At 63.4% G+C, this 24,444-nt stretch carries 19 protein-coding genes; 6 read left to right on the top strand and 13 right to left on the bottom strand.

Going from position 1 to position 24,444, the window contains the following annotated elements; all coding sequences use genetic code 11:
- Positions 1-35: 35 nt before the first annotated feature.
- The 12 genes from H0241_RS03120 to H0241_RS03065 form a co-directional block, all read right to left on the bottom strand.
- Positions 36-884 (bottom strand): DUF1194 domain-containing protein, encoded by an 849-nt coding sequence (locus H0241_RS03120; protein ID WP_181055949.1) that lies wholly within the window; start codon positions 882-884, stop codon positions 36-38.
- 94 nt (positions 885-978) lie between these two features.
- A complete protein-coding gene (locus H0241_RS03115) occupies positions 979-1,854 on the bottom strand; it encodes a M50 family metallopeptidase (RefSeq protein ID WP_181055948.1) in 876 nt (291 codons plus the stop codon).
- Positions 1,855-1,902: 48 nt separating this feature from the next.
- The gene (locus H0241_RS03110) at positions 1,903-4,464 is read right to left on the bottom strand and encodes a GcvT family protein (protein WP_181055947.1); all 2,562 of its coding nucleotides are present in this window, start codon (positions 4,462-4,464) and stop codon (positions 1,903-1,905) included.
- A gap of 154 nt (positions 4,465-4,618) precedes the next feature.
- Positions 4,619-5,377, bottom strand: a complete 759-nt coding sequence (locus tag H0241_RS03105; protein ID WP_181055946.1) for an FkbM family methyltransferase — start codon at positions 5,375-5,377, stop codon at positions 4,619-4,621.
- Complete coding sequence (locus H0241_RS03100; protein WP_181056158.1) at positions 5,374-6,609, bottom strand: hypothetical protein; 1,236 nt, start codon at positions 6,607-6,609, stop codon at positions 5,374-5,376. Before H0241_RS03100 ends, H0241_RS03105 begins: the two co-directional genes overlap by 4 nt.
- A 14-nt stretch (positions 6,610-6,623) precedes the next feature.
- Positions 6,624-8,054 (bottom strand): aspartate aminotransferase family protein, encoded by a 1,431-nt coding sequence (locus tag H0241_RS03095; protein ID WP_407941709.1) that lies wholly within the window; start codon positions 8,052-8,054, stop codon positions 6,624-6,626.
- A gap of 66 nt (positions 8,055-8,120) precedes the next feature.
- Positions 8,121-9,128 (bottom strand): NAD-dependent epimerase/dehydratase family protein, encoded by a 1,008-nt coding sequence (locus H0241_RS03090; protein WP_181055944.1) that lies wholly within the window; start codon positions 9,126-9,128, stop codon positions 8,121-8,123.
- Entirely contained in the window at positions 9,125-9,559 is a 435-nt protein-coding gene (locus H0241_RS03085; RefSeq protein WP_181055943.1) for an EamA family transporter, read from the bottom strand. The genes H0241_RS03090 and H0241_RS03085 overlap by 4 nt, the downstream gene beginning before the upstream one ends.
- Before the next feature lie 124 nt (positions 9,560-9,683).
- Entirely contained in the window at positions 9,684-11,036 is a 1,353-nt protein-coding gene (locus tag H0241_RS03080) for an FAD-binding oxidoreductase (RefSeq protein WP_181055942.1), read from the bottom strand.
- Between the two features lie 3 nt (positions 11,037-11,039).
- Positions 11,040-12,473: a UbiA family prenyltransferase gene (locus H0241_RS03075; protein ID WP_181055941.1), complete on the bottom strand. Its 1,434-nt coding sequence runs from the start codon at positions 12,471-12,473 to the stop codon at positions 11,040-11,042.
- A 207-nt stretch (positions 12,474-12,680) separates the two neighbouring features.
- Entirely contained in the window at positions 12,681-12,944 is a 264-nt protein-coding gene (locus H0241_RS03070; RefSeq protein ID WP_023670370.1) for a hypothetical protein, read from the bottom strand.
- Positions 12,945-13,223: 279 nt separating this feature from the next.
- A complete protein-coding gene (locus H0241_RS03065; RefSeq protein ID WP_181055940.1) occupies positions 13,224-15,713 on the bottom strand; it encodes a mechanosensitive ion channel family protein in 2,490 nt (829 codons plus the stop codon).
- A 320-nt stretch (positions 15,714-16,033) separates the two neighbouring features.
- Between H0241_RS03065 and H0241_RS03060 the strand changes: the two genes are divergently transcribed.
- From H0241_RS03060 to H0241_RS03040, 5 genes are all read left to right on the top strand, one after another.
- Positions 16,034-17,293: a sarcosine oxidase subunit beta gene (locus tag H0241_RS03060; RefSeq protein ID WP_181055939.1), complete on the top strand. Its 1,260-nt coding sequence runs from the start codon at positions 16,034-16,036 to the stop codon at positions 17,291-17,293.
- Between the two features lie 11 nt (positions 17,294-17,304).
- Positions 17,305-17,601 carry a sarcosine oxidase subunit delta gene (locus tag H0241_RS03055; RefSeq protein ID WP_181055938.1) on the top strand — a complete coding sequence of 99 codons (297 nt, stop codon included), beginning with the start codon at positions 17,305-17,307 and terminating at the stop codon, positions 17,599-17,601.
- Positions 17,598-20,594, top strand: coding sequence for a sarcosine oxidase subunit alpha (locus H0241_RS03050; protein ID WP_181055937.1), 2,997 nt, complete (start codon positions 17,598-17,600; stop codon positions 20,592-20,594). Before H0241_RS03055 ends, H0241_RS03050 begins: the two co-directional genes overlap by 4 nt.
- A 7-nt stretch (positions 20,595-20,601) precedes the next feature.
- Positions 20,602-21,189: a sarcosine oxidase subunit gamma family protein gene (soxG, locus tag H0241_RS03045; RefSeq protein ID WP_181056157.1), complete on the top strand. Its 588-nt coding sequence runs from the start codon at positions 20,602-20,604 to the stop codon at positions 21,187-21,189.
- A gap of 175 nt (positions 21,190-21,364) precedes the next feature.
- Positions 21,365-22,807 (top strand): MFS transporter, encoded by a 1,443-nt coding sequence (locus H0241_RS03040; protein ID WP_181055936.1) that lies wholly within the window; start codon positions 21,365-21,367, stop codon positions 22,805-22,807.
- Positions 22,808-22,829: 22 nt separating this feature from the next.
- Here H0241_RS03040 and H0241_RS03035 read toward each other — a convergent pair whose 3' ends face one another.
- Positions 22,830-23,534 carry a nitroreductase gene (locus H0241_RS03035; protein ID WP_181055935.1) on the bottom strand — a complete coding sequence of 235 codons (705 nt, stop codon included), beginning with the start codon at positions 23,532-23,534 and terminating at the stop codon, positions 22,830-22,832.
- Between the two features lie 283 nt (positions 23,535-23,817).
- On the opposite strand from H0241_RS03035, the gene H0241_RS03030 reads away from it, so the two are divergent.
- Complete coding sequence (locus tag H0241_RS03030) at positions 23,818-24,360, top strand: helix-turn-helix domain-containing protein (RefSeq protein WP_181056156.1); 543 nt, start codon at positions 23,818-23,820, stop codon at positions 24,358-24,360.
- Positions 24,361-24,444: the final 84 nt, after the last annotated feature.

The raw sequence follows: 24,444 nt of genomic DNA, 5'->3' as shown, positions 1-24,444 counted from the left end.
GAAACTGATGGTGCACTGCGGCATGGACCAAAGCTCTAGCGGGCGTCGAACATCCAGCTGCGGTCGCGCCACATCTTTTCGCCGACCTGGCAGTCGGTAGGCCGGTCCTGCGCCAGCACCACCGGCGGGTGAGCGGCCTCCTCGCTGGCCCATTGCGGTGAAGCGGGTCCGGCCAGCTCCAACACCAGCTTGCGGCGGATGGCTTCGGGAAACTGCGTCCAGTCATTGACCGGGATCATGAAGGCGCCGGGCCCGCCGATGACGCAGTCGCTGTAGTAGCGGTCGAGATTGTTGACATCGTAGGCGCCACCAAATCCGCCGCCGCGCGTCATCAGCGGCAGGCCGTTGATGATTATGCCTTGCTTGACCACCGCGTCGCGGGCGATGTCGACGGGCGCGCCCTGGTTGTTGGGCCCGTCACCGGAAATGTCGATGACGCGCTTTGTCCCTAAGAAGCCGCTTTCGGCGAAGAGGTCGCTGCCGAATTCCAGCGCACCGGAAATCGAGGTGCGCCGGGCGCTGGCCGGCGGATGGGCGGAAAGCTGCGCGGCCACCCGCTCGGCGTCAGCCCGGCTGGCGATCACCGTCCATGGCACGACGACCAGCTGCGTTGTCGCTCCCGCCCATTCGACATAGGTGACGGCGACCTTGCCATAGGCGCCCTCGGCTATGGCCTGCAGCACATTGTCGTGGGTCAATGCCGCGGCATAGCCGTGGCGCTGGATTTCGAGTTCGCCCGGCGACATCGACAGTGACACGTCGACGGCCAGCACCAGCTCGACATCGACCGGCTCGGCAGCATGAATCTGTGATGTCAGCCAGAGGCCCAGCACCAGCGCGGCGCTGCCTGAAAGGAAATGTCCTGCGCGCGAAAAAGCAGACATGCCGCAAGGTAAGCGAGAATCAGCTGCTGACAAAGGGAAAAGCCGGAACTGCGGGTTCTGCGCCTAATCTCGGAACAGCAGCTGCGGTTCGGCCTTATTTGTTGATGGGTCGCCCACCTTTGCCGCGCCATTCCCGGCGCGGACCGGTCTTCTTTCTGCCGGCGCCACGCAACGCCCTCCAGTTCGGCCTGAATGACGGCGGGAGCCACACCAGGATGCCCGCCACGGCGGCCGGCAGGATCACTGCGAAACGCAACACAGAGAGCACGACACCGCAGAATCCGACGATACGCGCGGCTCGCCCCTCGCCGAAACGCCGCGCAAGCAAATGCCGTGCGATCATCCCGCCATCAAGGGGATAAGCCGGTAGAATGTTGAGAATGGCCAGGACGCCGTTCAATAAGGCGCCGATCCATAGCGCCCACGCCAGATGGGCGATCGGCATTGGTGGCGGCGCACTGAACAGGCTGTCCGCCTCGACGGGCGCCAAAGGTTTGGCGATCAAATAGGAAGCAGCGAAAAACACTGCCAACAGGATGTTGGCCAAGGGGCCGGCAAACGCAATCCACGCCCAGCCATACGAAGACGTTGCGCCGCGCTTGAAGTAGGCAACCCCGCCAAACAGATAGAGCTCTATCCTGTCGGTTCCGATACCTTGCCGGCGAGCGGCCCATGCATGCGCCAGTTCGTGCAGGAATACCGATGCGAAGAACAGCGCGGCAAAGATCGATGTGTGGATCAGTGCGGTTTTGGGACGTGTCGACCACTCCTGCAGAAAGGGCAGGACAATCGGAATGGCAAAGGTCCAGCTGACGCGAACGGGGATGTTCCCATTCAGGCTGAACACCAGCGCATCGTTCTTTCTGTCCCAGCCAAACCGCTGCAAGCGCTTCACTCCGCCTGCGCAACGGTAGGCGGAAATCACCTGCTTAAAAAGAGAAAAGCCCGGCAAAGCCGGGCGTTCATGCACTTGTCTTCCACCACGCCAACGCCAGCCAGGCTGCCGAGGAGCTGGCGGTTAACTTCTCGGCTTGAGGTTCTCCGGATCGTAGAGCGGCTTGTAGCCGACGGCAGCCACTTCGACCGGATAGGTCTCACCGAAATATTCGATGGCGAACTTGCAGCCTTCCTGGGCATGGGCCCAGGGCAGATAGGCGAGGCCGATGTTCTTGCCGATGGTCGGGCCATAGGCCATCGACGTCGTGAAGGACCGGCGGCCGAGTTCGTCGACCAGCGTTTCGCCGGTCTTCGGATCCATCACCGGCATGGTGCCGACGGGATAGCGGGCAACGCCCTTCGAATCGACGTTTTCCGTCATCACCAGCGTGCACAGGATCGCCGGCTGGTGCTCACGGGCGCGGTATTCGACATGCTTGGCCTTGCCGCAGAAATCGTTCTCCTTGACCTTCGGCCGGGCGAGATCGGCCTCGAGCAGATTGTATTCGGTCAACAGGTCGGCGTTCTGCAGGCGCAGGCTCTTTTCCATGCGGCGCGTGTTGGCATAGGTCTCGACGCCGAACGGCATCACGCCGGTCGAGCGCAGCGCGTCCCAGACAGCGAGGCCGTCCTCATAGCGCATATGCAGTTCCCAGCCCTGCTCGCCGACATAGGAGATGCGGAAAGCGGTGACATCCTTGCCGCCGATCCTGACCGGCTTGATCGCCGCGAAGGGGAAGTTCTCGAGCGACAGGCCTTCCGGATTCTCGACCACCTTCTGCAAGGTCGCGCGGGCGTTCGGACCCCAGATGCCGATGGTGACGTATTTCTCGGTCACGTCGGTGATGGTCACGTCAAAGCCTTTGTCTTGCGCGGTGCGCTGCATGTAGCGGAAATCGCGCGGGCCGGCGTCGGCGCCATCGATCAAACGGCAGCGGTCGGCCATGCGGATCACCGTGAAGTCGGCCCGCACCATGCCCTCCTCGTCGAGGAAGTGGGTGTAGATGCCCTTGCCGATATTGTTGTCGCCGCCGACCTTGGCCGCGCACAGCCATTCCAGCAGCGCGACATGGTCGGGTCCCTCGATGTCGTACATGGAGAAATGCGACAGGTTGACGATGCCGCAATCCTCGCTCATCGCCAGGTGCTCGGCATTGGAGACGCGCCAGAAATGGCGGTTGTCCCATTCATTCTCACGCACGGGAACACGGTTGCCATACTTCTCTAGCAGATGCTCGTTGGCGGCGTAGCCGTGCGCGCGCTCCCAGCCACCCAGCTCCATGAAGTAGCCGCCAAGTTCCTTCTCGCGTTCCCAGAACGGCGAGCGCCTGATGTTGCGGCCCTTGGAGAACGGCTCGCGCGGATGCACCGCGGGATTGTAGACCTTCATCGCCGTTTCGGTGCAGCGATCCCAGATGAACTGTTCCTTGGTCTGGTGCGGGTAGAAGCGCGCATAGTCGATGGCGTGGTGATCGATCTCGGTGCGGCCGTCGGTCATCCAGTCGGCCATCAGCTTGCCCATGCCGGGGCCATCCTTGACCCAGATGGCGACGGCGTACCACAGGCCCCTCACCTTCTGGCTTTCGCCCATGGACGGGCCGCCATCGGCGGTCACCTGCAAGAGGCCGTTGAAAGAATGGCTTTCATTATAGCCGAGTTCACCCAGGATCGGTGTCAACTCCATGGCGCGCTCGAGCGGCGCCAGGATCTGCTCCATGTCGAGATCGCGTTGCGACGGCGACAGCCGCGCCTGGTCCTTCTCCAGCAGGTCGCGCGGGTGGCAGAGACGCGGATTGGTCTCTTCATAATAGCCCCATTCGATCTGGCCGCCCTCGGCGGTCTTGGGATCGCCGGTGTCGCGCATATAGGCCGAATTGCCCTGGTCGCGCAGCAGCGGCCAGCCGATCTCCTTGCCGGTGCCGGCAAACTCGTTGTACGGGCCGAAGAAGGTCAGCGGATGGTCGATCGGCATCACCGGCAGGTCCTCGCCGACCATTTCGGCGATCAGCCGGCCCCAGATGCCGGCGCAGACCACGACATAGTCGGCCATGATGGTGCCGCGGTCGGTGACGACGCCCTTGATGCGGCCTTCCTCGACGATGAGGGATTTGGCCGGCGTGTTGGCGAAGGATTTCAGCTTGCCTGACGCTTCCGCCTGGTCGACCAGCTTGCCTGCGACGGTCTGCGAGCGCGGGATGACCAGGCCGGCATCCGGATCCCACAGGCCGCCTTGCACCATTGACTCTTCGATCAGCGGGAATTTTTCCTTGATTTCGGCCGGCTCGATCAGCCGGGCGCGGGTGCCGAAGGATTTGGCCGAGGCGATCTTGCGCTTGATCTCATCCATGCGGCTGTCGTCGCCGACGCGCGCCACTTCGAGCCCGCCGATACGGGCGTAGTGGCCCATCTTTTCGTAGAAATCGATGGAATAGAGCGTCGTCCAGCAGGACAGGAAATCATGGCTGGTCGTGTAGCAGAAGTCCGAAGCATGTGCGGTCGAGCCGATATCGGTCGGGATGCCCGATTTGTCGATGCCGACAATGTCGGTCCAGCCGCGTTCGATCAGATGATGGGCGATCGATGCGCCGACAATACCACCCAGGCCGACGATGACGACCTTCGCCTGTTTCGGAAACTCTGCCATTGCCCGCGACTCCAAAGGGATAAAGCGGGCGCGTCCGCGCCCGTTCGAATGGCGCACAATATGCAGAGGACGTGGATGGAGCTACCGCCTGTTTGCGACACGTCGCAGATGCGGCGCGACCAGCGCGCCGACGTGTCGTCAGTGGCGATCTATCTCAGGCGAAGGCCCAGATGTCCTCGGCCTGGAAGCCGACCTGATAGCCTGATGTCTTCAGCTTGACCACGACCTGGCCGATTTCCGCAGCGGGCAGCGCACCGACCTCGACCTTGATCATGCCGGGACGATAACGCTTGAGGTCAAGCTGTTCGAAGACGATCCAGTCGGCGCCTTCGCAATCGACCAGGAAGGCGTCGATGTGCGTGACGCCGTTGCGGTCGAGCAGCGTCTGCAGCGTTTCCGACGGCACTTCGATATCCCTGAGGTGCGGCGCGAATTTGTTGAAATTGGCGTCGTCCTCACCCCAGGCATTCTTGCCCGACATCAGATTGGTGTCGGTCACCGACGAGCAGCCGATGAACTCGATCGGCAAGGCGCCGGCCTCGAGTGCTGCTGCATCGAAAGTGTGGACGGTGATCGTCCCCTTGGTCTTCGTCACCGCCACCGGCTCGATGACGAAGCGTTCCGTGTCGGGATAATTGGCGCGCAGCCGCTTCTGATTGTAGGGGATCGGCTCTACCAGCACCGCCCGCGCCCGCGGGATACGATGCAGCCACGGCGTAACGTCGTCGAACAGCGAACCATCGCAGGCGCCGACATTGACCATCTGGAACGGTTGTTTGCTGCCGCCGAAGCGCGCCTTCAGCGCCGCCTTGGCCAGGAACTTCGTGCCGCGCAGCGACGGTCCGCGATCGAGCAGACCGGCGGGCAGACCGAGTGAGAGGGCAATGCGCGCCAGACCGGATACAGAACTCAAGGCTTATCTCCTGGTATGACCTGCAAGGCGGCGGGCCGCCTTCCATTCAGGCTTGCCGACGCCCACAGCGCCATGATTGGGCCCACCAGCAGCAGGAACGGCGGCAGAAGGTTGGGGAAGTAGATGCGGGTATCGTGGATCGGGAACACGGTGAACTTCGACAGCACGCCGAGCACCAGTGCTGCAAGCAGGATGCCGGCGCGGCGCTCCAGCCGGAAGCCGGCGCGGCTAAGCGCAAACCAGCCGGCCAGCGCGAGCACGCAGACGCCGACCCAGCTGTTGATGCTGATGGCGCGAATGAAGGATGCGGCAAACGCCTTGAGATAGGCGGCGACTGAGAACGGCGGCTCGAACCCGTCCATATTGTAGTGCTGCTCGATGCTGGAGAACCACAGATGCGGCCACCAGCCCGGATGATGCGCCCAATGCGAAATCGCGAAATAGGCGACGAAGGAAGCGGCAAAGCCGACCAGCGCGCCCCATGCCCGTTGCCGGAAGACCAGCAGCAACACCGCGAAGATGGCAAGGAAAACAATGTTGTCCGGCCGCGCCATGAAGGCGAGGAAAAGCAATACGGCGGTTGCTGCTTCGCGGCTACGCACATAGGCGAGCAGCCCGCCGAGGAACAGCGCGGAACACAACAGATCCGGCGTCGAGGCGCGCGCCGCGTCACCAAAATCGGCCATGATCAGCACCGCGCCGACCAAGGGCGCCAGCGCCAGCCCGCCTTCGGTTCGCAGCCAGAGCAGCGTGATCATCCCGAACAGCAGCACCGAGACCACCTGCAGCACCCGCATCGCCTCGACCGGCGACATCACCGCGCTCATCGTCGACAGCATTTCGGCGTAGAGGAACTTGATCCGGTACATGCCGAGGAGCGAGTGGAAGTCGGCGGCATTTTGCGCCATGTGGCTGCGAAAGCCGCCGCCATCGTCGGTCAGCGCCTTGTAGTCGGCGGCCGACACGCCCGCCTGGACCGTGCTGTACGCATAATCATGCAGCGCCTGCGCATCGGGATAGCTGCCCTCTTCGGCAATCGCGAGATAAGGGAGCATGTCCCAATTGGCGTCGGGCATCGTCCAGGCGGTAAACGCCGTCAAAAGGATGTAGAGCGAAAACGCGATCGCGCCGATCGGCGCCGCCCAGCTTGCATACGTCCCCTCGCCCCATGCGAGACCGGCCGCAGTCAGCCGGTCGAGTGTGTTTTGCGGGGCGGGAGACTTGCTCAGCATCGTCAGGACTTCGCTCAACGGACCTGGCTTTTGACGAAATCCTTCACGATTCCCACGATGCCGCGCGACAACAGGCTGTCGAAGGCATCGACGAAACGGTCGACATGCTCGCGCTGGCAGATCAGCGGCGGCTCGAGCCGGATGACGTTGCGGTTGTATTCAGTGAAGGCGACGAGCACGTCATAGTCGCGCAGCAACAGCGCGCCGACGAAGCCCGACAGCGACCCCTTCAGCTTGTCATCGAGCACGCTGACGATCGGCCGCAGCACCATCGGCAAGGTCTGCGAGAAGTCGTGGAACTCCAGCCCGACCATGAAGCCCTTGCCGCGCACATCCTTGATGATCTTGGGGTATTTCTCCTTCAGCGCCTGCAGCCGCTGCAGCAAATAGTCGCCGGTCGAGGCGGCGTTGTCGATCAGCCCCTCGTCATAGAGCACGTTGATGCCCTCGATCGCGGTGATGCAGGCCTCACCCATGCCGCCGAAGGTCGCCATGGCATGAATCATCGCCGTCTTCGGCGTGCCATAGGCCTTCATATAAATCTCGCGCCGCGCGATCATGGCACCGACCGCCGCCTTGCCGGCGCCGAGCGACTTGGCCAGCGCCGTCACATCGGGCACGACGCCGTAGTGTTCGAAGGCATAGAAGCGGCCGGAACGGCCATAGCCGCACTGCACTTCGTCGGCCACCCACAGCACGCCATACTGGTCGCACAGCGCGCGCAGCTTCTGCCAGTATTCGGCAGGCGCCTGGATAATGCCGCCGCCGCCCTGGATGGTTTCGAGCACGATGACGCCGACCTCCGGGTCGGAGCGGAACAGCCGTTCGACCGCCTCGATGTCGGCGAACGGAATGCGCACCGTGTTTTCGGCCATCTTGAAATCGGCGCGGTAGAGCTGGCCGTCGGTGATGCCGAGCACACCCTTGGTCTTGCCGTGGAAGGAATTCTCGGCATAGACGATTTTCGGCCGCTTCGGCCCGGCGGCGCGCTCGGCGAGCTTTACCGCCGCTTCCATCGCCTCCGAGCCGGACGAGCCCAAAAACACCATGTCGAGATCACCGGGCGAGCATTTGGCGATGTTGTGCGCAAGTGCCGCCGCGTATTGCGACATGAAGGCGATGGCGATTTCCTGGCGCTTCTCTTCCTGGAATTTGCGGCGAGCCTCCAGGATGCGCGGATGGTTGTGGCCGAAGGCCAGCGAACCGAAACCGCCGAAGAAGTCGAGAATCTTGCGGCCGTTCTGGTCGATGTAGAACATGCCTTCGGCGCGTTCGATCTTGATCTTGTGGAAGCCGAGCAGCTTCATGAAATGCAGCTGGCCCGGGTTGAGATGCGCCTTGAACAGGTCTGTCATGCGCGCGACGTCCATCGACTTCGCCTGCTCGACGCTGATCAGATCGGGCTTGGCAATCGTGGTGGGCGACATCGCCGGCGCGCTGACCATGGTGCGCGCGTTCGTCTGCTCAGGCTTGGCCATGACGGTCATCTCGGAGTTCTCCTGGTCGTCCCATTATTCGGCAGGGACATGATTGGCGGCGACGGCATGGCCGTCCTTCTTGGCGCGGTATTCGCTGTAGGCGGCGATCAGCATGTCCTCGTCGCGATATTGCGGCACCCAGCCGAGCTGGCGCTCGGCCTTGGACACGTCGAGCACGCACTCCTCATCGGCGATCAGATATTGTTCCGGATCCATGATCGGCATGTTCATGAGATCGAGCAGGTCGAGCGTGCGCTTGACCGCCCAGCCCGGCGTCGGGATCAGCAGCGATTTCGACCCGGCATGCTTGATCAGGTCGCCGAGCAGTTTCCTGACCGGCGGCGGATTGAGCGAGCCGAGATTATAGGCCTCGTTGGGCACGCCGGCCTTCCAGGCCGCGTGGGCGGCTTCCGCACAGTCGAACACTGAGATGAACTGATAGGGATTCTTGCCCGAGCCGATCATCGGCACCGGAAAGTTCCAGTCGATCAGCTTGAACAGTTTTTCCAAAATGCCGAGCCGACCGGGGCCGATGATGAGGCGCGGCCGAAACAACGAGATCGACATGCCGCGCTTGCGCCATTCGGCGGCGAGCTCTTCGGTCTTCTGCTTCGACCAGCCATATTCGCCGAGCGGGGCAACTGGGTGTTCCTCGGTCATCGGTTGCGTCACCGTATGACCGTAGATCATGTCGGTTGTGTAGTGGACGAGCTTCGGTGCGCCGGCCTTGTCCATGGCCTGCATGATGTGCTCGGTGCCGTGGAAATTCACCGGGAAGAAGAAGTCGTGGCGCTTGGCGCGCACCTGGATGGGCGACAGCATCTTGGCCGACAGATTGTAGACCATGTCGTCGGCCTTCAATCCGACTTTGGCCACCGAGGCTGGATCGGTGACATCGCAGGCGACGAAGCGGACCGACCGGTAATGCGGCAGGTCGCTCTTGACGATGTCGGCAACGACAACCTCTTCACCGTCGGCCACAAGCTTCGGGGCAAGATGACGACCGACGAAGCCGTCACCGCCGAAAATTACATGTCTCATCGAACGGTCTCGTTTGCGTGGATCTTGTCGGGGGTGATGGAAGCGGTCTGGTCGTCATGCCCACGCCCACTTTGCGCAATCAGCACGGTGCCGACGCAGATGAAGGCGATGCCGGAGATGCGCCAGGCGTTGAGGTCTTCGCGGAAGATGAAATAGGCGAAGATCGCGACCGCGACATAGGCAAGGCTGAGGAACGGATAGGCAAAGCTGAGCTCAACCTTGGACAGCACATAGAGATGCGAAGCCATCGAGATGACGAAGGTGCACAGGCCGAGGAACACCCACGGACTGAAGACGATCTGCAAGAGTTTCAGAAGCGGGTTGGTGCCCTCGAACGAGATCGGGCCGAGCGACATCATGCCTTGTTTCAGCATCAGCTGCGCCGCGGCATTGGTCATGACTGTGAACAGAATGAAGACGATATATTTCATATTTTCCACCCGCCGCTTGCGACGGTCCTACTACTAACCTGCAAACATTTCGTGAAGTCACAACAATGTTTTGAGTAAGCCATGGAATTTACCATCTATTTACCATGATTTATTCAAATTGGATCTATTCCGCCGCCTCGACGCGCCCCCGTGGCATCTCCAGTTTTTTCGCCGTCCGCAGCCAGAAACTGGACATGAACGCCGGGTCGCGCAACGCCTCCAGCCGCTGCCAATCCGGGAAGGACGCCGCGAAAATATCGGCACTCATGCGCGCATCCTTGTACGGGTTGACCGCCCCGCCGGCCGCGACCGTGATGCGGTCGAGTTCGCCCAGCAGGGCCAGCGTTTTGTCGCCGCGATTGGGAAAATCCAGCGTCAGCGTGAAGCCGGGCCGCGGAAATGACAGCAGACCCGGCGAGCGGATCGACCCGAAGCGCTTCAGCACGGTGAGGAAGGAGCCCTGCCCGGCCCGCCGCGCCGCGTCGAGCAGCGCCGGCACGGCCTGGCGCGCGGCATGTTCCGGCACCACGCTCTGGTGCTGGTAGAGACCTTTGGGGCCATAGAGCCGGTTCCAGTCACCGACACCGTCCAGCGGAAAGAAAAAGCCTTGATAGCCGGTCTGGCGCGGTTCCGCCGAGCGCCCCTTTTTCCAGCGATAGGCGGCATTGAAGGCTGTGAGAAACGGCCGGTTGAGCACATTGAAAGGTGGCTGGACGGGCACCGAAAGGCGCGAGCCGGCGCGCGACGCCTGGTGCGAGCCTTGCTCGGCATGGTTGCCTGACAACAACAGGCCGCGCCCGCGGCCATGGCCGCCGGCCAGCTGGTCGATCCAGGCGACGGCATATTCATTGGCCTGATCGGCAGCCTCGGCCAGTTCGAAGAATTCACCGAGATCGGCAAACCGCGTCGCCGTCTCGACGATGTCGAGCGAAGGCACCCGCATCAGCCGGATCGACGCCGACAGGATCAGCCCGGTCAGCCCCATGCCGCCGATCGTTGCCGCAAACAGCCGGGCGTTGTCCGTTGCCGAGCAAGTATAGGTCCGCCCGTCCGAGCGCAGCAGCGTGAGAGACTCGACATGGCAGCCAAAGGTGCCGCGCCGATGATGGTTCTTGCCGTGAACGTCGTTGGCGATGGCACCGCCAAGGGTGACGAACTGGGTGCCTGGAACCACCGCGGGAAAGAAGCCGTAGGGTGCGGCATGCGCTATGATGTCGGACAGCAATACGCCGGCTTTCGCCTCGAGCAGGCCGGTCTCGACGTTGAATGCGCCGATACGGTTCAGCGACCGCATGTCGACGACCGAACCTGGCTCGTTCTGGCAGGAATCGCCGTAGGAACGACCGTTGCCATAGGCGAGCAAGCCGTTTGCCTTTGCCTTGCCACTCTTCATCAGTTCGATAGCCGTATCGGCCGCGACAGTCCGCTTTGCGGCTGGCGTGGCGCGGCCGAAACTCTGGAATCGTTCGCCCGCCATGCCTTACCAGCCTCCGGCGACCAGTAGCGCTGCGCCGATAGCCACGATGATCTGGCTGCGCCAGTCGCGGATGATGAAGACGACCGGATCGTCATTCATCTCGTCGCGGCGCGCCAGGATCCACACGCGCATGGTCAAATACAGCACGATCGGCGCCAGCGGCCAGACCAGCCACGGATGCGGATAGAGTTCGCGCACGGAGACGCTGTCCATGTAGAGCGCCAGCACCAGCGCCGAGGAGAAGGCCGACGCCATGCCCGCCTGGGCGACGATCTCCTGGTCTTCGATGCGGTAGCCGCGGCCAGCTATGCGCTCGCCCACTGGAATGGTTGTGGTGCGCAGTTCGACATAGCGCTTCACCAGCGCCAGCGACAGGAAGAAGAAAATCGAGAAGGCGAGCAGCCAGAACGAGACCTCGACGCCGGTCGCCGCCGCACCCGCCAGCACGCGCACCGTGTAGAGGCCGGCCAGCGTCAGCACGTCGACCAGAAGCATGCGCTTGAACGACAGCGAATAGGCCGTGGTCACCACAATGTAGCCGGCAAGCACACCCAGGAACTCGATCGGCAGCAGAAGCCCGGCGGCAATACCGGTCGCCAGCAGCGCGGCCATCGCGCCGAGACCGAACGGGATCGACAGTGCGCCGCTGGCGAACGGCCGGTTGCGTTTGGTCGGGTGCTTGCGGTCGAGCGCAAGGTCGAAGAAATCATTGAGGATGTAGATGGCCGAAGCCACCGCGCTGAAGGAGACGAACGCCAGCACGCACTGCCAGATCATGTTGGCGTTGAAGTATTCGTGCGACAGCACCATCGGCACCGCGATCAGCGAATTCTTCAGCCACTGATGCACCCGCAGCATCTTGACGAATGTCTTCAACGTCCTTTTCGGGGCCGGCATCGTTTCGGCGCTATGCGCGGCCTGCCAGCGTGCCGCGTGGCGGTCGGGCGCCACGACGATGGCGTCGCGCGCGGCTTCGAAAACCTCGAGATCGTGACGGCTGTTGCCGGCATAGTCGAAACCGCCATCGCCATAGGCGGCGACGAGCGCGTCGCGCTTGCGGCCTGAGGTCATGTTGTGCGGACCATCGGTCGCCAGCACGTAGTCGAAGATGCCCAGATGGGCGGCAATCGCTTCGGCGAACTTGCGTGGCGTGCCTGTCGCCAGCACGATCTTGCGGCCGTCCACATGGTCAGCCCGCAGGCGCTGCAGCAGCGCTTCGCGATAGGGCAGCGAAGCCGGATCGATGTCGATGCGGTCGGCGATGGCTTGCTTCAGCCGCGCCGGCCCGCCGGCCAGCCAGAACGGAACCAGGAAAACATAGAGCGGATTCTTCTTGAGAAGGATGAACAGGCCTTCCCAAAGAAGGTCGGTCGCAATCAGCGTGCCGTCGAGGTCGACCGCAAGCGGGATTGCGTTCTTGTCCGACCGCGCATCCATATCTGTCCTGCCCTACTCATAAACCCGTCGCGCTGTGTTTGGGCGTCTTCGTATGGGTATAGCGGCGGAACGGCGTAGTGAACGTTAAAACGCCTGGTTGCAGCCGGTAGGCGCGACGATATTTCCTGCGTCATTGTTAAGCAATCACTACCGCGAACAATAAAAGGCCGGGCATTGCCCGGCCTTTGCAAGAGCTGCCTGCCGACTTTACTTGATGCGGGCAACGCCGCCCGAAATTTCGACCGTTTCCGAGCCGGTCAGGGCCTCGAGGTCACCATTGGGCAAGGTGACGAAACAGCCGTTCGGGCAGAATTCCACGGTTTCGCCGGCGGCCAGCGCCAGCTCGGTCTTGCCGCCGCCTTCCGTCACGATCAGCGTACGGGTCTCAGCGTCCTTGTTGACCGCGCTGGCGGCAAAGGCCGAGCCACTCGCTGCGGTAAGAGCGATGGCGACGACGAGCGACTTCCACATTTTGCAATATCGGTGTTTCCACACCGCCTCTGTTGCATTTCGCAAGGCATTCTCGCCTTTGCATGTGAGCTTATATGAGATGCAAGCTGAACCGCAACTGAATGCCGCATTCATGCCGCAATTGGTTTCGCTAGGCCCAAGGTGCGTTGAGATTCAGGTCAGGCCGAGTCGAAAATGGCCGATACCGAGAACCGGAGCGGAGCGTACTTAAGTACGCGAGCACCGGAAGCGCAGGTATCAGTCATTTTGCAGGCCGGCCTCACCTGAATATCAATGCGCCTAGCTGGGATCGGGCTTTCGGGCCTTGCGGCCTGATTTGGCCAGCCGTCTCGCCTCGGCAGCGGCTTCGGCCTCCGCCTGTTCCTTCTCGGCGAACTCGACTTCGATCTTGTCGTCGTCGAGCGGCCATGCCTCGGTCTGCTTGACCTTGACCTCGGCGCGCGGCGTCGAGGGAATCTCGATATGCTCGCTCTCGAAAGCATCGAGCACGGCAAAGCGGATATCGTTCTGAACGATCGCGCCGTTCAGCACGTCGGCCAGGAACACGCGGATCTCGAACTCGAGTGCCGCCGGCCCGAAATTGGTGAACAGCACGAACGGCTCCGGGTTCTTCAGCACCAGCGCATGGCCGCGCGCGATCTCCAGCAGGATGGCATGCACCCGCTTGACGTCGCTGCCATAGGCGACGCCGACCTTGATCTCCACACGTCCGAGCTTGTTGCGGTGCGTCCAGTTGCCGACGGCGTTGTTGATCAGGTTCGAGTTGGGCAGGATCACCGATTGCCGCTGGAAGGTCTCGATCTCGGTGGCGCGTACGCTGATCTTCTTGACCGTGCCTGAGGTGTCGCCGGCGACGATCCAGTCACCGACCTTGAACGGCCGCTCGGCGAGCAGGATCAGGCCGGACACGAAGTTGGAGACGACATTCTGCAGGCCAAAACCGATACCGAGGGAAAGTGCGCCGGCAACGAGCGCCAGGTTGGAGAGATCGATGCCCGCCGCCGAGATGCCGACGAGACCGGCAACGGCGACGCCGGCATAACCGACCGCCAGCCGGATCGAATTGCGCACGCCGGTATCGACCTTGCCGCGCGCCATCACCGAGCCGTCGAGCCAGCCCTGGAACCAGCGCGTCAGGAAATAGCCGATGATGAAGACGACGATGCCGCTGAGGATGCCGGTGACCGAAATCGTCACCGAGCCGATCGTGATGCCCGTCGCCAGCTTGTAGGCCCAGGCCTGGATGTCGCCGGGCTGGAACCCCCACATGAACAGGATCAGTGGCAGGAACACCAGCACGATCATCACGTTGATGGCGACGCTGACCACCAGGCCGAGCTGGTCCAGCGCGGTGTCCTCGTAGCTGGCATTTGCCGACAGCCAGCGCCCGATCGAGGTGCCGGCGAAACCGCCCTCCTCGCCGATCTCGCGCGCTGACAGGAAGCCGATATAGGCGGTGACCAGGATGGTGCCGGTGACCACGACCTGGACCGAAACGAAGATGGCCAGGCCGATGTAGCCGAACAGCGCTGCCACAATAGTGGCTAGGCCGAGCACGATGGCGGTGTAGCGCAGCCATGCCGGCCACGGGCGCCAGCTTCCGTCGGAGCCTTTGTACGGCTTCAGCAGCGCCATCAGGACCAGGATGACGCCAACGATGATGGTCGAGACAAAACTTCTGGCGATGGTCAGCGACAGCGGCGAGCCCATCTTGTCGTTGACCACCGACAGGAAACTGTTGACGCCGATGACAACCGCCATCGCTGTCGTCAGCCGCACCAGCCAGCGCGCCGGACCGGTCTCGACCTGGATCAGGCGCCAGTTCGGCTGCCGTGGTTCCAGCGCCGCATTGGTCAGCCGGTTGACGCAGAACACCACGGCGATGACCGCGGCCAGTGTATTAAGGAAAACGCCGATGTCGCCGCGCAGCACATTGTAATAGTTGAACAGGAAGACCGTCGAAGCGAGGAAGGCGCTGAACGCCAGCGACGGCAGCAATGTCGACCAGAACGCCACCGACAGGCGGCTGAGATAGGTGGGATCCTCGACCGACGGATCGGCTTCGAAGATGCGCCCAAACAGGCGGCGCCCGCCCACCAGAAGCACCGCTGCCAGCGCCAGCGACATCAAGGTCGCCGCAAGCATCGCCTGGAACTTGAATTTGAAGGCAAAGCTCAGCCACGACGATACAGCCCTGTAGAAGTTTGTGTACTCCGCCTGGGCGTCGGAGAACACCTGCGGGCTCAGCGCATCGGACAGCACGTAGCGCTTGGTGAGCAGGTTGCGGAACAGCTCGCTGCGCATGTTGCCGATCTTCGCGATCAGCGCATTGATGCGGATAGCCAAGGTCTGGGCGCTAGAGATGACGGCATTGATCTCCGCCTTTTCGGATGCCAACGCCTGGCGCTCGCCGGTCACGATATCCGGTTCCGGGGGCTGTCCGGCTGCCGGCGGCGTGCCAAGCTGCTCCAGCCTTGGGTTGATCTCCGAGAGCCGGGAACGGAACGCCAGCGCGCTGTTCAGCGCCTCACGCGACAGCTCCTCGAGCTGCAGGCGGATATCGACAAGCGTGGTGTCGTCGACCCCGTCGGCCTGGGCCTTCTTCTCCAGAGCGTCGGTTTTCGTCATCAGGCCCTGCAGGATTTTCTGCTGGTCGGCGACCAGCCCGGCAGGCGCCTGGCCCAATCCCTGCGCCATCGCGCCGAACGAATGCGGCGCCGAGACAACCAGCGCTAGGACGAGGAGCAGGCGGAGGAAACGAAAAAACATAATGGTAGCGACTCAATCGCGCGGCAGAGGCCGCTTCTAAAGCGGTCCTTGATAAAGACGCTCATCCCATGGGGCAAGTCATGGCTAAGTCATGGCGGTTGGCGGCCTTGCGGGAGTCGGCCAGTCGAAAAGCCATGGCGCAATCTTGGCTTTGCGCCCGCCGCCTGCTCTATAGTCTGCCGCATCGCACCCGAGCCGGATGATTTCAGGTCTGTTCGACCTGAAATCATCCGGCTCTAAAAATCAAAGATATAGAGCATGATGTCGTCCGAAAACCGCTTCACACTTTTCGGCATCATGCTCTAGGGATGACATGAAGAATGGCGGAATATTCAGCCTTTTCGCTTCTCACGAACGCGCTCAAGGGAAACCAGGACTGGAAGCCGGCCTGGCGCAAGCCCGACCCCAAGGCTTCCTATGATGTCATCATCATCGGCGGTGGTGGCCATGGCCTGTCGACGGCCTATTATCTGGCCAAGGAGCACGGCATCACCAATGTGGCTGTGCTGGAGAAGGGCTGGCTGGGCTCCGGGAATGTCGGCCGCAACACCACGGCGGTGCGCTCCAACTACCTCCTGCCCTCCAACACCCGCTTCTACGAACATTCGATGAAGATGTGGGAGAACCTGTCGCACGACCTCAACTACAACGTCATGTTCTCGCAGCGCGGCTGCCTGAACCTTGCGCACACGCCGGCCCAGTTCGACGATTTGGCAAGGCGCGGCAACGCCATGCGCCATCTCGGCGTCGACGCCGAACTGATGAGCACCGCCGAGATCAAGCGCCTGGTGCCGGCGCTGGACATGTCGGCCTCGGCGCGCTTTCCCATCGTCGGCGGCCTGATGCAGCCGCGCGCCGGCACCGCCCGCCACGACGCCGTGGCCTGGGGCTATGCGCGCGGCGCCGACCGTCGCGGCGTCGACATCATCGAGAATTGCGAGGTCACCGGCTTCCTGCGCGACGGCGACCGCATCACCGGCGTGCAGACGACGCGCGGCGAGATCCGCGGCAAGAAGGTCGCGGTCGCCGTCGCCGGCAGCACCGGACGGGTGATGCAGCTTGCCGGCGTCGACAGAATGCCAATCGAGAGCCATGTGCTGCAGGCCTTCGTCACCGAATCGCTAAAGCCTTTCATCGACACGGTGCTGACCTTCGGCATGGGTCATTTCTACATGTCGCAGTCCGACAAGGGCGGCCTCGTCTATGGCGGCGACATCGACGGCTACAACAGCTACGCCCAGCGCGGCAATCTGCCCATCGTCGACGAGGTGATGAGCGAGATGCTGGCCCTGTTTCCCGGCCTTGCCCGCGTGCGCATGCTGCGCTCGTGGGGCGGCGTCTGCGACATGTCGATGGACGGTTCGCCGATCATCACCGCCGGGCCGCTGCCCGGCATGTATCTCAACTGCGGCTGGTGCTATGGCGGCTTCAAGGCGACGCCGGCCTCGGGCTGGTGCTTCGCATACACCATCGCCAAGGACGAGCCGCACGCGTTCAACGCGCCGTTCACGCTCGACCGTTTTTATCGCGGCCTGGTGATCGACGACAAAGGCCAGGGCGCGACGCCCCGGCTGCATTAGGGTTCAAACAAATGCTTATTACCTGTCCCTATTGCGGCCCGCGCGACGTCATCGAGTTCACCTATCAGGGCGACGGCAATCGCGAGCGCCCGCAGCCCAACTCGCAGGACCTCGACGCCTGGAACGCCTATGTCTACGACCGGCTGAACCCGGCCGGCGACCACAATGAGATCTGGCAGCATTCCGGTGGCTGCCGCACGCATCTGAGGATGGTGCGCAACACGCTGACGCATGAGATTTCCAGCACCGGTTTCGCCCGCGGCGACCACAATGCCGCCGCCCGGCACAAGGCGGGGGGCAAGTCGTGAGCCCGCGCCGCACCGAGACCGGCGGCCGCATCGACCGGCTGCGCACCATCCGCTTCACCTTCGACGGCGCGCCCTACACCGGCCATGCCGGCGACACGCTGGCCTCGGCGCTGCTTGCCAACGGCGTCACGCTGTTCGGCCGTTCGTTCAAATACCACCGCCCACGCGGCGTGCTCTCCGCCGGCGTCGAGGAGCCGAACGCGCTGGTGACGGTGCTGCGTGGCGAGGTGCGCGAGCCCAACATCGCCGCGACCATGGTCGAGATCTATGACGGGCTGGTTGCCGTCAGCCAGAACCGCTTTCCCTCGCTCGCCTGGGACGTCAACGCCATCAACCAGCTCGGCGGCAGGATCCTGGCCGCCGGCTTCTACTACAAGACCTTCATGGGTCCGGTCTTCGGCCCGCTGAAAGGCACCCGCTTCTGGATGTTCTGCGAGCATTTCATCCGCCGCGCCGCCGGCCTCGGCCGCGCCGGCATTGCCGCCGACACCTCACGCTACGAGCGCATGAACGCGTTCTGCGATGTGCTGGTGGTCGGCTCCGGCCCGGCCGGACTATCGGCTGCCAAGACGGCCGCCGACCAAGGCGCGCGTGTCATCCTTGCCGAACTCGAGCCGCGTTTCGGCGGTTCGGCCAACTGGTCCGGCGAGACGATCGACGGCGCGCCGGCCGCCGACTGGGCGGCGCGCGCCGTCAGCCAGCTCGAAGGCCATGACACGGTCCGCCTGCTGCCGCGCACCACGGCGTGGGGCTATTATGACGGCAACACGCTTGCCGCACTCGAGCGCGTGACCGACCACAAGGAAACGCCTGGCAAGGGCGAGCCGCGCCATCGCTACTGGGCCATTCGAGCCAAGACGGTGGTGTTGGCCACCGGCTCGTTTGAGCGGCCGCTGGTATTTCCAGGCAATGACCGGCCGGGCGTCATGCTGGCGCATGCCGGAGAGCGCTACGCCAATGACTATGGCGTGCTGCCCGGCGACAGGATCGCCCTGTTCACCAACAATGACAGCGCCTATCGCTCGGCGCTGGCGCTGAAGAAGGCCGGCGCGGCCATTGTCGCCATCGTCGATGTGCGCCCCGAACTGTCGGCCGAGATGCGCAGCCTCGCCACCGAGGCCGAAGCCGAAATCCTCTCCGGCCATGCCGTGGTCGCCACCGAGGGCAGCAAGGCGCTGAGTGGCCTCAAGGTACAGCGCTTCGACATGAACTCCGGCGTACTGAGCGGCGACGCCCGCAGCATCCACGCCGATTGCCTGCTGATGTCGGGCGGCTGGTCGCCCACCATCCACCTCGCCAGCCAGGCTGGCGCCAGGGCCGAGTGGAACGCCGCCCGCCAGGCCTTCCTGCCGCCGAAGCCAACGCAACAGCGGTGGGTCGGTGCCGGCGCCTTCAACGGCAGTTTTTCGACCGTCGAAGCCATTGCCGAAGGCCGCGCCGCTGGACTTTCGGCCGCCGGTGCAACGGGCGCGCCGGCAGCCTTGCCGGATGTCGAAGCAGCCCCGGGAAGTCCCGATCCGGCGCCGGTGTTCGAGATCAAGGCGAAAGGAAAAAGCTTCGTCGACTTCCAGCACGACGTGACCGCCGAAGACGTGCGGCTGGCGCATCGCGAAGGTTTTGTCTCCGTCGAGCATTTGAAGCGCTACACCACGCTTGGCATGGCGACCGACCAGGGCAAGAATTCCAACGTGCCGGGCCTCGCCATCATGGCCGAGGCGCTCGGCAAGCCGATCCCCGAAGTCGGCACGACGCGCTTCCGCCCGCCCTACTCGGCGGTGTCGATCGGCTCGCTAGCGGCGGAGCGCTTCGGCGATTTGAAGCCCGAGCGGCTGACGCCGATGCATGACTGGCACCTCGCCAATGGCGCGACGATGTATTCAGCCGGCCTCTGGTACCGGCCGATGATCTACGGCCTCGCCGGCGAGACGATCGAGCAGGCCTATGTCCGCGAAGCCAAGGCCACGCGCGAAAGCGCCGGCATCGTCGATGTCTCGACGCTGGGCAAGATCGCCGTGCAGGGGCCGGATGCGGCGGAATTCCTCGACCGCGTCTACACCAACATGTTTTCCACCCTTGCCGTCGGCAAGGCCCGCTACGGGCTGATGCTGCGCGAGGATGGGTTGGCCTTCGACGATGGCACCACCTGGCGGCTCGGCGAACAGGATTTCCTGATGACCACCACCACGGCCAATGCCGGCAAGGTGATGCAGCATCTCGAATATTTCCTCGACGTCATCTGGCCAGAGCTGAAGGTGCACGTCACTTCGGTGACCGACGAATGGGCGGGTGCCGCCATCGGCGGACCGAAGGCGCGGGCCATCCTCGCCGCCTGCGTCACCGGCACAGCGGTCGACAACACGGCTCTGCCCTTCATGGGCATCGTGCATGGGCGGATCGCCGGCGTGCCGGTGATGATTTGCCGGCTGTCCTTCTCCGGCGAAATGGCCTTCGAAGTCTATTCCGGCGCTGGCTACGGCACCCATGTCTGGGAAGCGCTGGTCGAGGCCGGCAAGCCGTTCGGCCTGGTCACCTACGGGCTGGAAGCGCTGGGCACGATGCGCATAGAGAAAGGCCACGTCACCGGCGCCGAGATCGACGGCCGCACCACGGCGCGCGACCTGCATCTCGACTGGATGCTGTCCAAGAAGAAGCCGTTTATCGGCTCGGCGATGATGGACCGCGAAGGCCTGATCGCGCCCGACCGGCTGCAACTGGTCGGGCTGGTCTCGCTCGACAATCGTCCGTTCAATGGCGGCGCGCATATCGTCGAGGAGCTGGACGAGGCCAATCCGCACGATTCCATTGGCCACATCACCGCCTGCTGCTATTCGCCGGCGCTGGGCAAGCATATCGCGCTGGCCCTGGTCGAAGGCGGCAAGGCGAGGCACGGCACGCGCGCCTTTATCTCCGATCCGCTGCGCAAGCGGTTCGGGCCGGTCGAGATCGTCTCCAACCACTTCTACGACCCGGACGGGAGCCGCATGCATGGCTGAGCGCCAAATACCCGAACGCCTTTCGCCGCTCGAGCCGGTGTTCCATCCGGGCTCGCACGGCAATTTCGAGCATGGCGTCGATGTCATCCTGACCGAGACCCGGCCGGGTTCGATCCTGCAGCTCGCCGCATGGCCGGGCGAAGAGAAGCGGCTGATCGAGGCGATCCGCAAGGTCACCGGCCTCGCTTTGCCTGATGGTGCCGGCGGCGGCGTTGCCGATGGCGCCAAGGCTGTGTTCGGATTCGCGCCGGGAAAATTCACCGTCGCCGACGCGGCCGAGGGCCTGGCAGCGGCCTTTGCCAAGGTCGTCACCCCAGCCATTGGCACCGTCACCGACCTCTCCCATGGCCGCACCGCCATCCGCATCGCCGGGCCGAAGGCCGAATGGGTGCTGGCGAAATTCTTCGCCATCGACTTCGCGCTGCCCGCCTTCCCCATCGGCGCCGGCCGCTCGACCACCCATCACGACGTCTTCGCGCAGATCCAGCGCACCGGCGCCGACCAGTTCGATATCTATGTCTTCCGCTCCTTCGCCCGCTCGTTCTGGAAGGCGCTCTGCCATGCGAGCGACGAAGTCGGCTACGAGGTGCAGTAGCGGGCGCGGTAAAAAAGGTCCATTCATCCGGCCTCTGGCATCAAGGCCAGCCGGCTCTGCCGCTAGAGAATCCTGCAGCGGAGGCCCATGGTGGGAAACATGGCCGCCCAACCGGTCCAAGGGGTTGAAAAATCCCGTCTCAGAGTCGGCATCGTCGTTTGGTTCGAATATCCCCATGACTGCAGAACTATCCGCCGGCGCCACGGATCGCGCCGATGTGTCGGCCAGAGCCTTGCTCCTGCTGCCGCTGACGGTCGCCTGCGGCGTGTTCATGACCAGCCTCGACCAGAACGTCGTCGTCACCGCGCTGCCCGGCATCAGCGAAAGCCTCGCCCGCCCGCCGAGCCAGCTCGGCCTGTTGATCACCGTCTATGTCGCCAGCCTGATCATCTCGATGCCGCTCGGCGGTTGGGCCGCCGACCGCTTCGGCCTGCGCAACGTCTACTGCTTTGCCTTGCTGGTGTTCGCGGCGTCATCGGCGCTGTGCGGGCTCTCCAACGACATCTGGACGCTGGTCGGCGCCCGCGCGCTGCAAGGTTTTGGTGGCGCGCTGATGGGTACGCTCGGCCAGGTCGTCATCCTGTCGACCTTCCCGCGCAGCCGCACGCTGAAGATCAACATGTATATCTCGCTGGCCGGACAGTCCGGACCGCTGGTCGGGCCGCTCGTCGGCGGCGCGCTGACCACCTACATTTCCTGGCGCTGGATCTTCTTCATCAACGTGCCGTTCGCGCTGGCGGCGGCCGTCCTTGCCGCCTCGCTGTTTCCGACGGTCACCAAGCCGGTGCGCACGCCATTCGATTTTCCGGGCTTCCTGCTGGTCGGCAGCGGCATTGTCCTGCTGGTCTTCGGCATGGATTCGCTTGCGGCGAAAGATGCGGCCGCCAGCATGATCGCGGCAGAGCTGGCGCTGGCGATCGTCATCCTGACGCTTGCCTCCTTCTACTGCCTGCGTGCCCGCAACCCTTTGCTTGACCTGAAGCTCCTGCGCATCCGCACCTTCCGCATCTCCTTCCTCACCGGCGGCGGGCTGGATACGATCGGCCTGAGCTCCGTCGTCTTCCTACTACCACTGATGTTCCAGCTCGGCTTCGGCATGAGCGCGGTGCAGGCGGGCTCGCTGACCTTCGTCGCGGCGATCGGATCGCTGATCATGCGTGTGTTCATGCCGCGCCTGCTCAACCGCTTCGGCTTTCGCCGCGTGCTGGTCGTCAACACGCCGATCGTTGCCGCGATGGTTGCGGGCTTCGCCTTGATCGAGGCAACAACGCCGGTCTGGATCGTGCTTGCCTATATCTTCGCCTTCGGTGTCCTGCGCTCAGCCCAGTGGGCCTCGACCGGCAACCTCGCCTATTCCGACATTGCGCCCGAACAACTCGCTCGCTTCAGCGCCCTCTACTACATTCTCTGGCAGCTGGCGGTGGCGATCAGCGTCGGCCTGGCCGCCGCGCTGCTGTCGTTCCTGGCTGGCGGCGGGCCGGCGGTGACCAACGACTTCCGCATCCTGTTCGTGGTCGAGGGCGTCATCACGCTGTGTGCGCTGATTGCTTATCTCAAGCTGACGCCGCAGGACGGCGCCCATGTCAGCGGCCACGGCGCACAATTGACCGTAGAATAGAACGGGCGAGCTAAGGCTCGCCTTATTCGCTGAACGTCACCCACTCTTCCAAAGGCACGCGGTCGGTGCGGAAGTCGTTTTCGGGCTTGGACGTATCCTCAAGGCCGAGCGCCATGCCGCAGACGACGATCTCCTCGTCGGGAATGTTGAGCACCGGCCGGATCTGCCGATGATAGGGCGCGAAGGCGGCCTGCGGGCAGGTGTGCAGGCCCCTGCCCCGCGCCGCCACCATGATGTTCTGCAGGAACATGCCGTAGTCGATCCACGAGCCTTGGTTCAGCCGCCGGTCGATGGTGAAGATCATGCCGACCGGGGCATCGAAGAAGACGAAGTTGCGGTCGTGCTGGGCGCGCATCTTGTCGACCTCGCGGCGGCCGATGCCGAGCGCGCCGTAAAGCCCGAAACCATTGGCGCGACGGCGGGTGAGATAAGGCTCGAAGAACTGGGTGGGGTAGTAGCGATACTCGTCCCAATCGGCCTTTTCGGCGCGAATGCCGGAATTGAGAATGGCATCGGTGATCTGCTGCTTGATCTCGCCCTTGGTCACATAGACCCGCCAGGGCTGCATGTTGGTTCCCGAAGGCGCGCGCGCGGCGACGCCAAGAATGGCGCGGATCGTCTCGTCATCGACCATGTCGGGCAGAAAGGCGCGCACCGAACGACGCGACAGGATTGCCTCGTCGACAGCAGCCGTATCCTGCGCTCTCAGGGCGTTTTTTTCCAGCATGGGCCGTCCCTTTGCGCATACTCGGAAGGCCAGACCGGCTTTCGGAGAAGACCTTGCGCAGATTTCAATCCTTGGTCGCCGCCCGGACGTCCCCACACACGCCGTTCGCGGCCGAGCCTTTGCATGAACCGCCAAAATCGCGCAAGCAAATCTTGTAGCCTCATGAAAATCCCCTTGATTTTTTCACGGGCGTGGGCTTTCATGAAATTCACTTCCAAATTTTCATCAAGTGAGCGTTTTGCCCCCAGCTACCGCCAAAACATTGCAGGGACCTGACGAGCGCCTGCTGGCGAGCGATATCCGTGCGCTGCGCAAGGCGCGTGGGCTGACGCTGGCCGAGATCGCGCTCAAGCTCGACCGCTCCGTCGGCTGGGTCAGCCAGGTCGAGCGCGGCCTGTCGATCCCTTCGCTGGGCGACCTCAGGGCCTTCGCCGACCTGTTCGGCGTGCCGCTCAGCCTGTTCTTCAGCCACGACGTGCCGATCGAGAAGGAGCGTGGCGTTGTCGTGCGCGCCGGCAGCCGGCGCACGCTTGGCACAAGCGAATCCGGCCTGGTGGAGGAGCTTCTCTCGCCCGATCTCGGCGGTAGTTTCGAGATGGTGCGCTCGATCTTCGCGCCGGGCGCGGAGCTGAAGAGCGAACAGCTGCGGCCGACAGAGGAAGCCGGCTACATCGCCTCGGGTATTTTCGAGATCGAGATAGCGGGTGTCTGGCACCGTCTTGTCGAAGGCGATTCCTTCCGCTTCGAGCGCAAGCCGTACCGCTGGCGCAATCCCGGCACCGAGCCGGCCGTGGTCATCTGGGTGGTTTCACCGCCTGTTTATTGAATGCATGTCGCCCAAAAGTGTGCAGCGGTTTTGGGATAACGACATGCATCAAGCAAAAATAGAAGCGCAACGCGCTTCAGGTTT

The sequence above is a fragment of the Mesorhizobium neociceri genome, from assembly GCF_013520985.1.
Lineage (GTDB): Bacteria > Pseudomonadota > Alphaproteobacteria > Rhizobiales > Rhizobiaceae > Mesorhizobium > Mesorhizobium neociceri.
Note: the sequence above shows the minus strand (reverse complement) of the source record. Positions and strands in the feature narration are given on the sequence as shown.

Bases quoted from the DNA above. Each gene is read 5' to 3' on its own strand.
- H0241_RS03085 (WP_181055943.1), bottom strand. From the start codon at position 9,559: ATGAAATATATCGTCTTCATTCTGTTCACAGTCATGACCAATGCCGCG.
- H0241_RS03070 (WP_023670370.1), bottom strand. From the start codon at position 12,944: ATGTGGAAGTCGCTCGTCGTCGCCATCGCTCTTACCGCAGCGAGTGGC.
- H0241_RS03080 (WP_181055942.1), bottom strand. From the start codon at position 11,036: ATGGCGGGCGAACGATTCCAGAGTTTCGGCCGCGCCACGCCAGCCGCA.
- H0241_RS03095 (WP_407941709.1), bottom strand. From the start codon at position 8,054: ATGGTCAGCGCGCCGGCGATGTCGCCCACCACGATTGCCAAGCCCGAT.
- H0241_RS03100 (WP_181056158.1), bottom strand. From the start codon at position 6,609: ATGCTGAGCAAGTCTCCCGCCCCGCAAAACACACTCGACCGGCTGACT.
- H0241_RS03065 (WP_181055940.1), bottom strand. From the start codon at position 15,713: ATGTTTTTTCGTTTCCTCCGCCTGCTCCTCGTCCTAGCGCTGGTTGTC.
- H0241_RS03090 (WP_181055944.1), bottom strand. From the start codon at position 9,128: ATGAGACATGTAATTTTCGGCGGTGACGGCTTCGTCGGTCGTCATCTT.
- H0241_RS03075 (WP_181055941.1), bottom strand. From the start codon at position 12,473: ATGGATGCGCGGTCGGACAAGAACGCAATCCCGCTTGCGGTCGACCTC.
- H0241_RS03110 (WP_181055947.1), bottom strand. From the start codon at position 4,464: ATGGCAGAGTTTCCGAAACAGGCGAAGGTCGTCATCGTCGGCCTGGGT.
- H0241_RS03055 (WP_181055938.1), top strand. From the start codon at position 17,305: ATGCTTATTACCTGTCCCTATTGCGGCCCGCGCGACGTCATCGAGTTC.
- H0241_RS03060 (WP_181055939.1), top strand. From the start codon at position 16,034: ATGGCGGAATATTCAGCCTTTTCGCTTCTCACGAACGCGCTCAAGGGA.
- H0241_RS03120 (WP_181055949.1), bottom strand. From the start codon at position 884: ATGTCTGCTTTTTCGCGCGCAGGACATTTCCTTTCAGGCAGCGCCGCG.
- H0241_RS03040 (WP_181055936.1), top strand. From the start codon at position 21,365: ATGACTGCAGAACTATCCGCCGGCGCCACGGATCGCGCCGATGTGTCG.
- H0241_RS03035 (WP_181055935.1), bottom strand. From the start codon at position 23,534: ATGCTGGAAAAAAACGCCCTGAGAGCGCAGGATACGGCTGCTGTCGAC.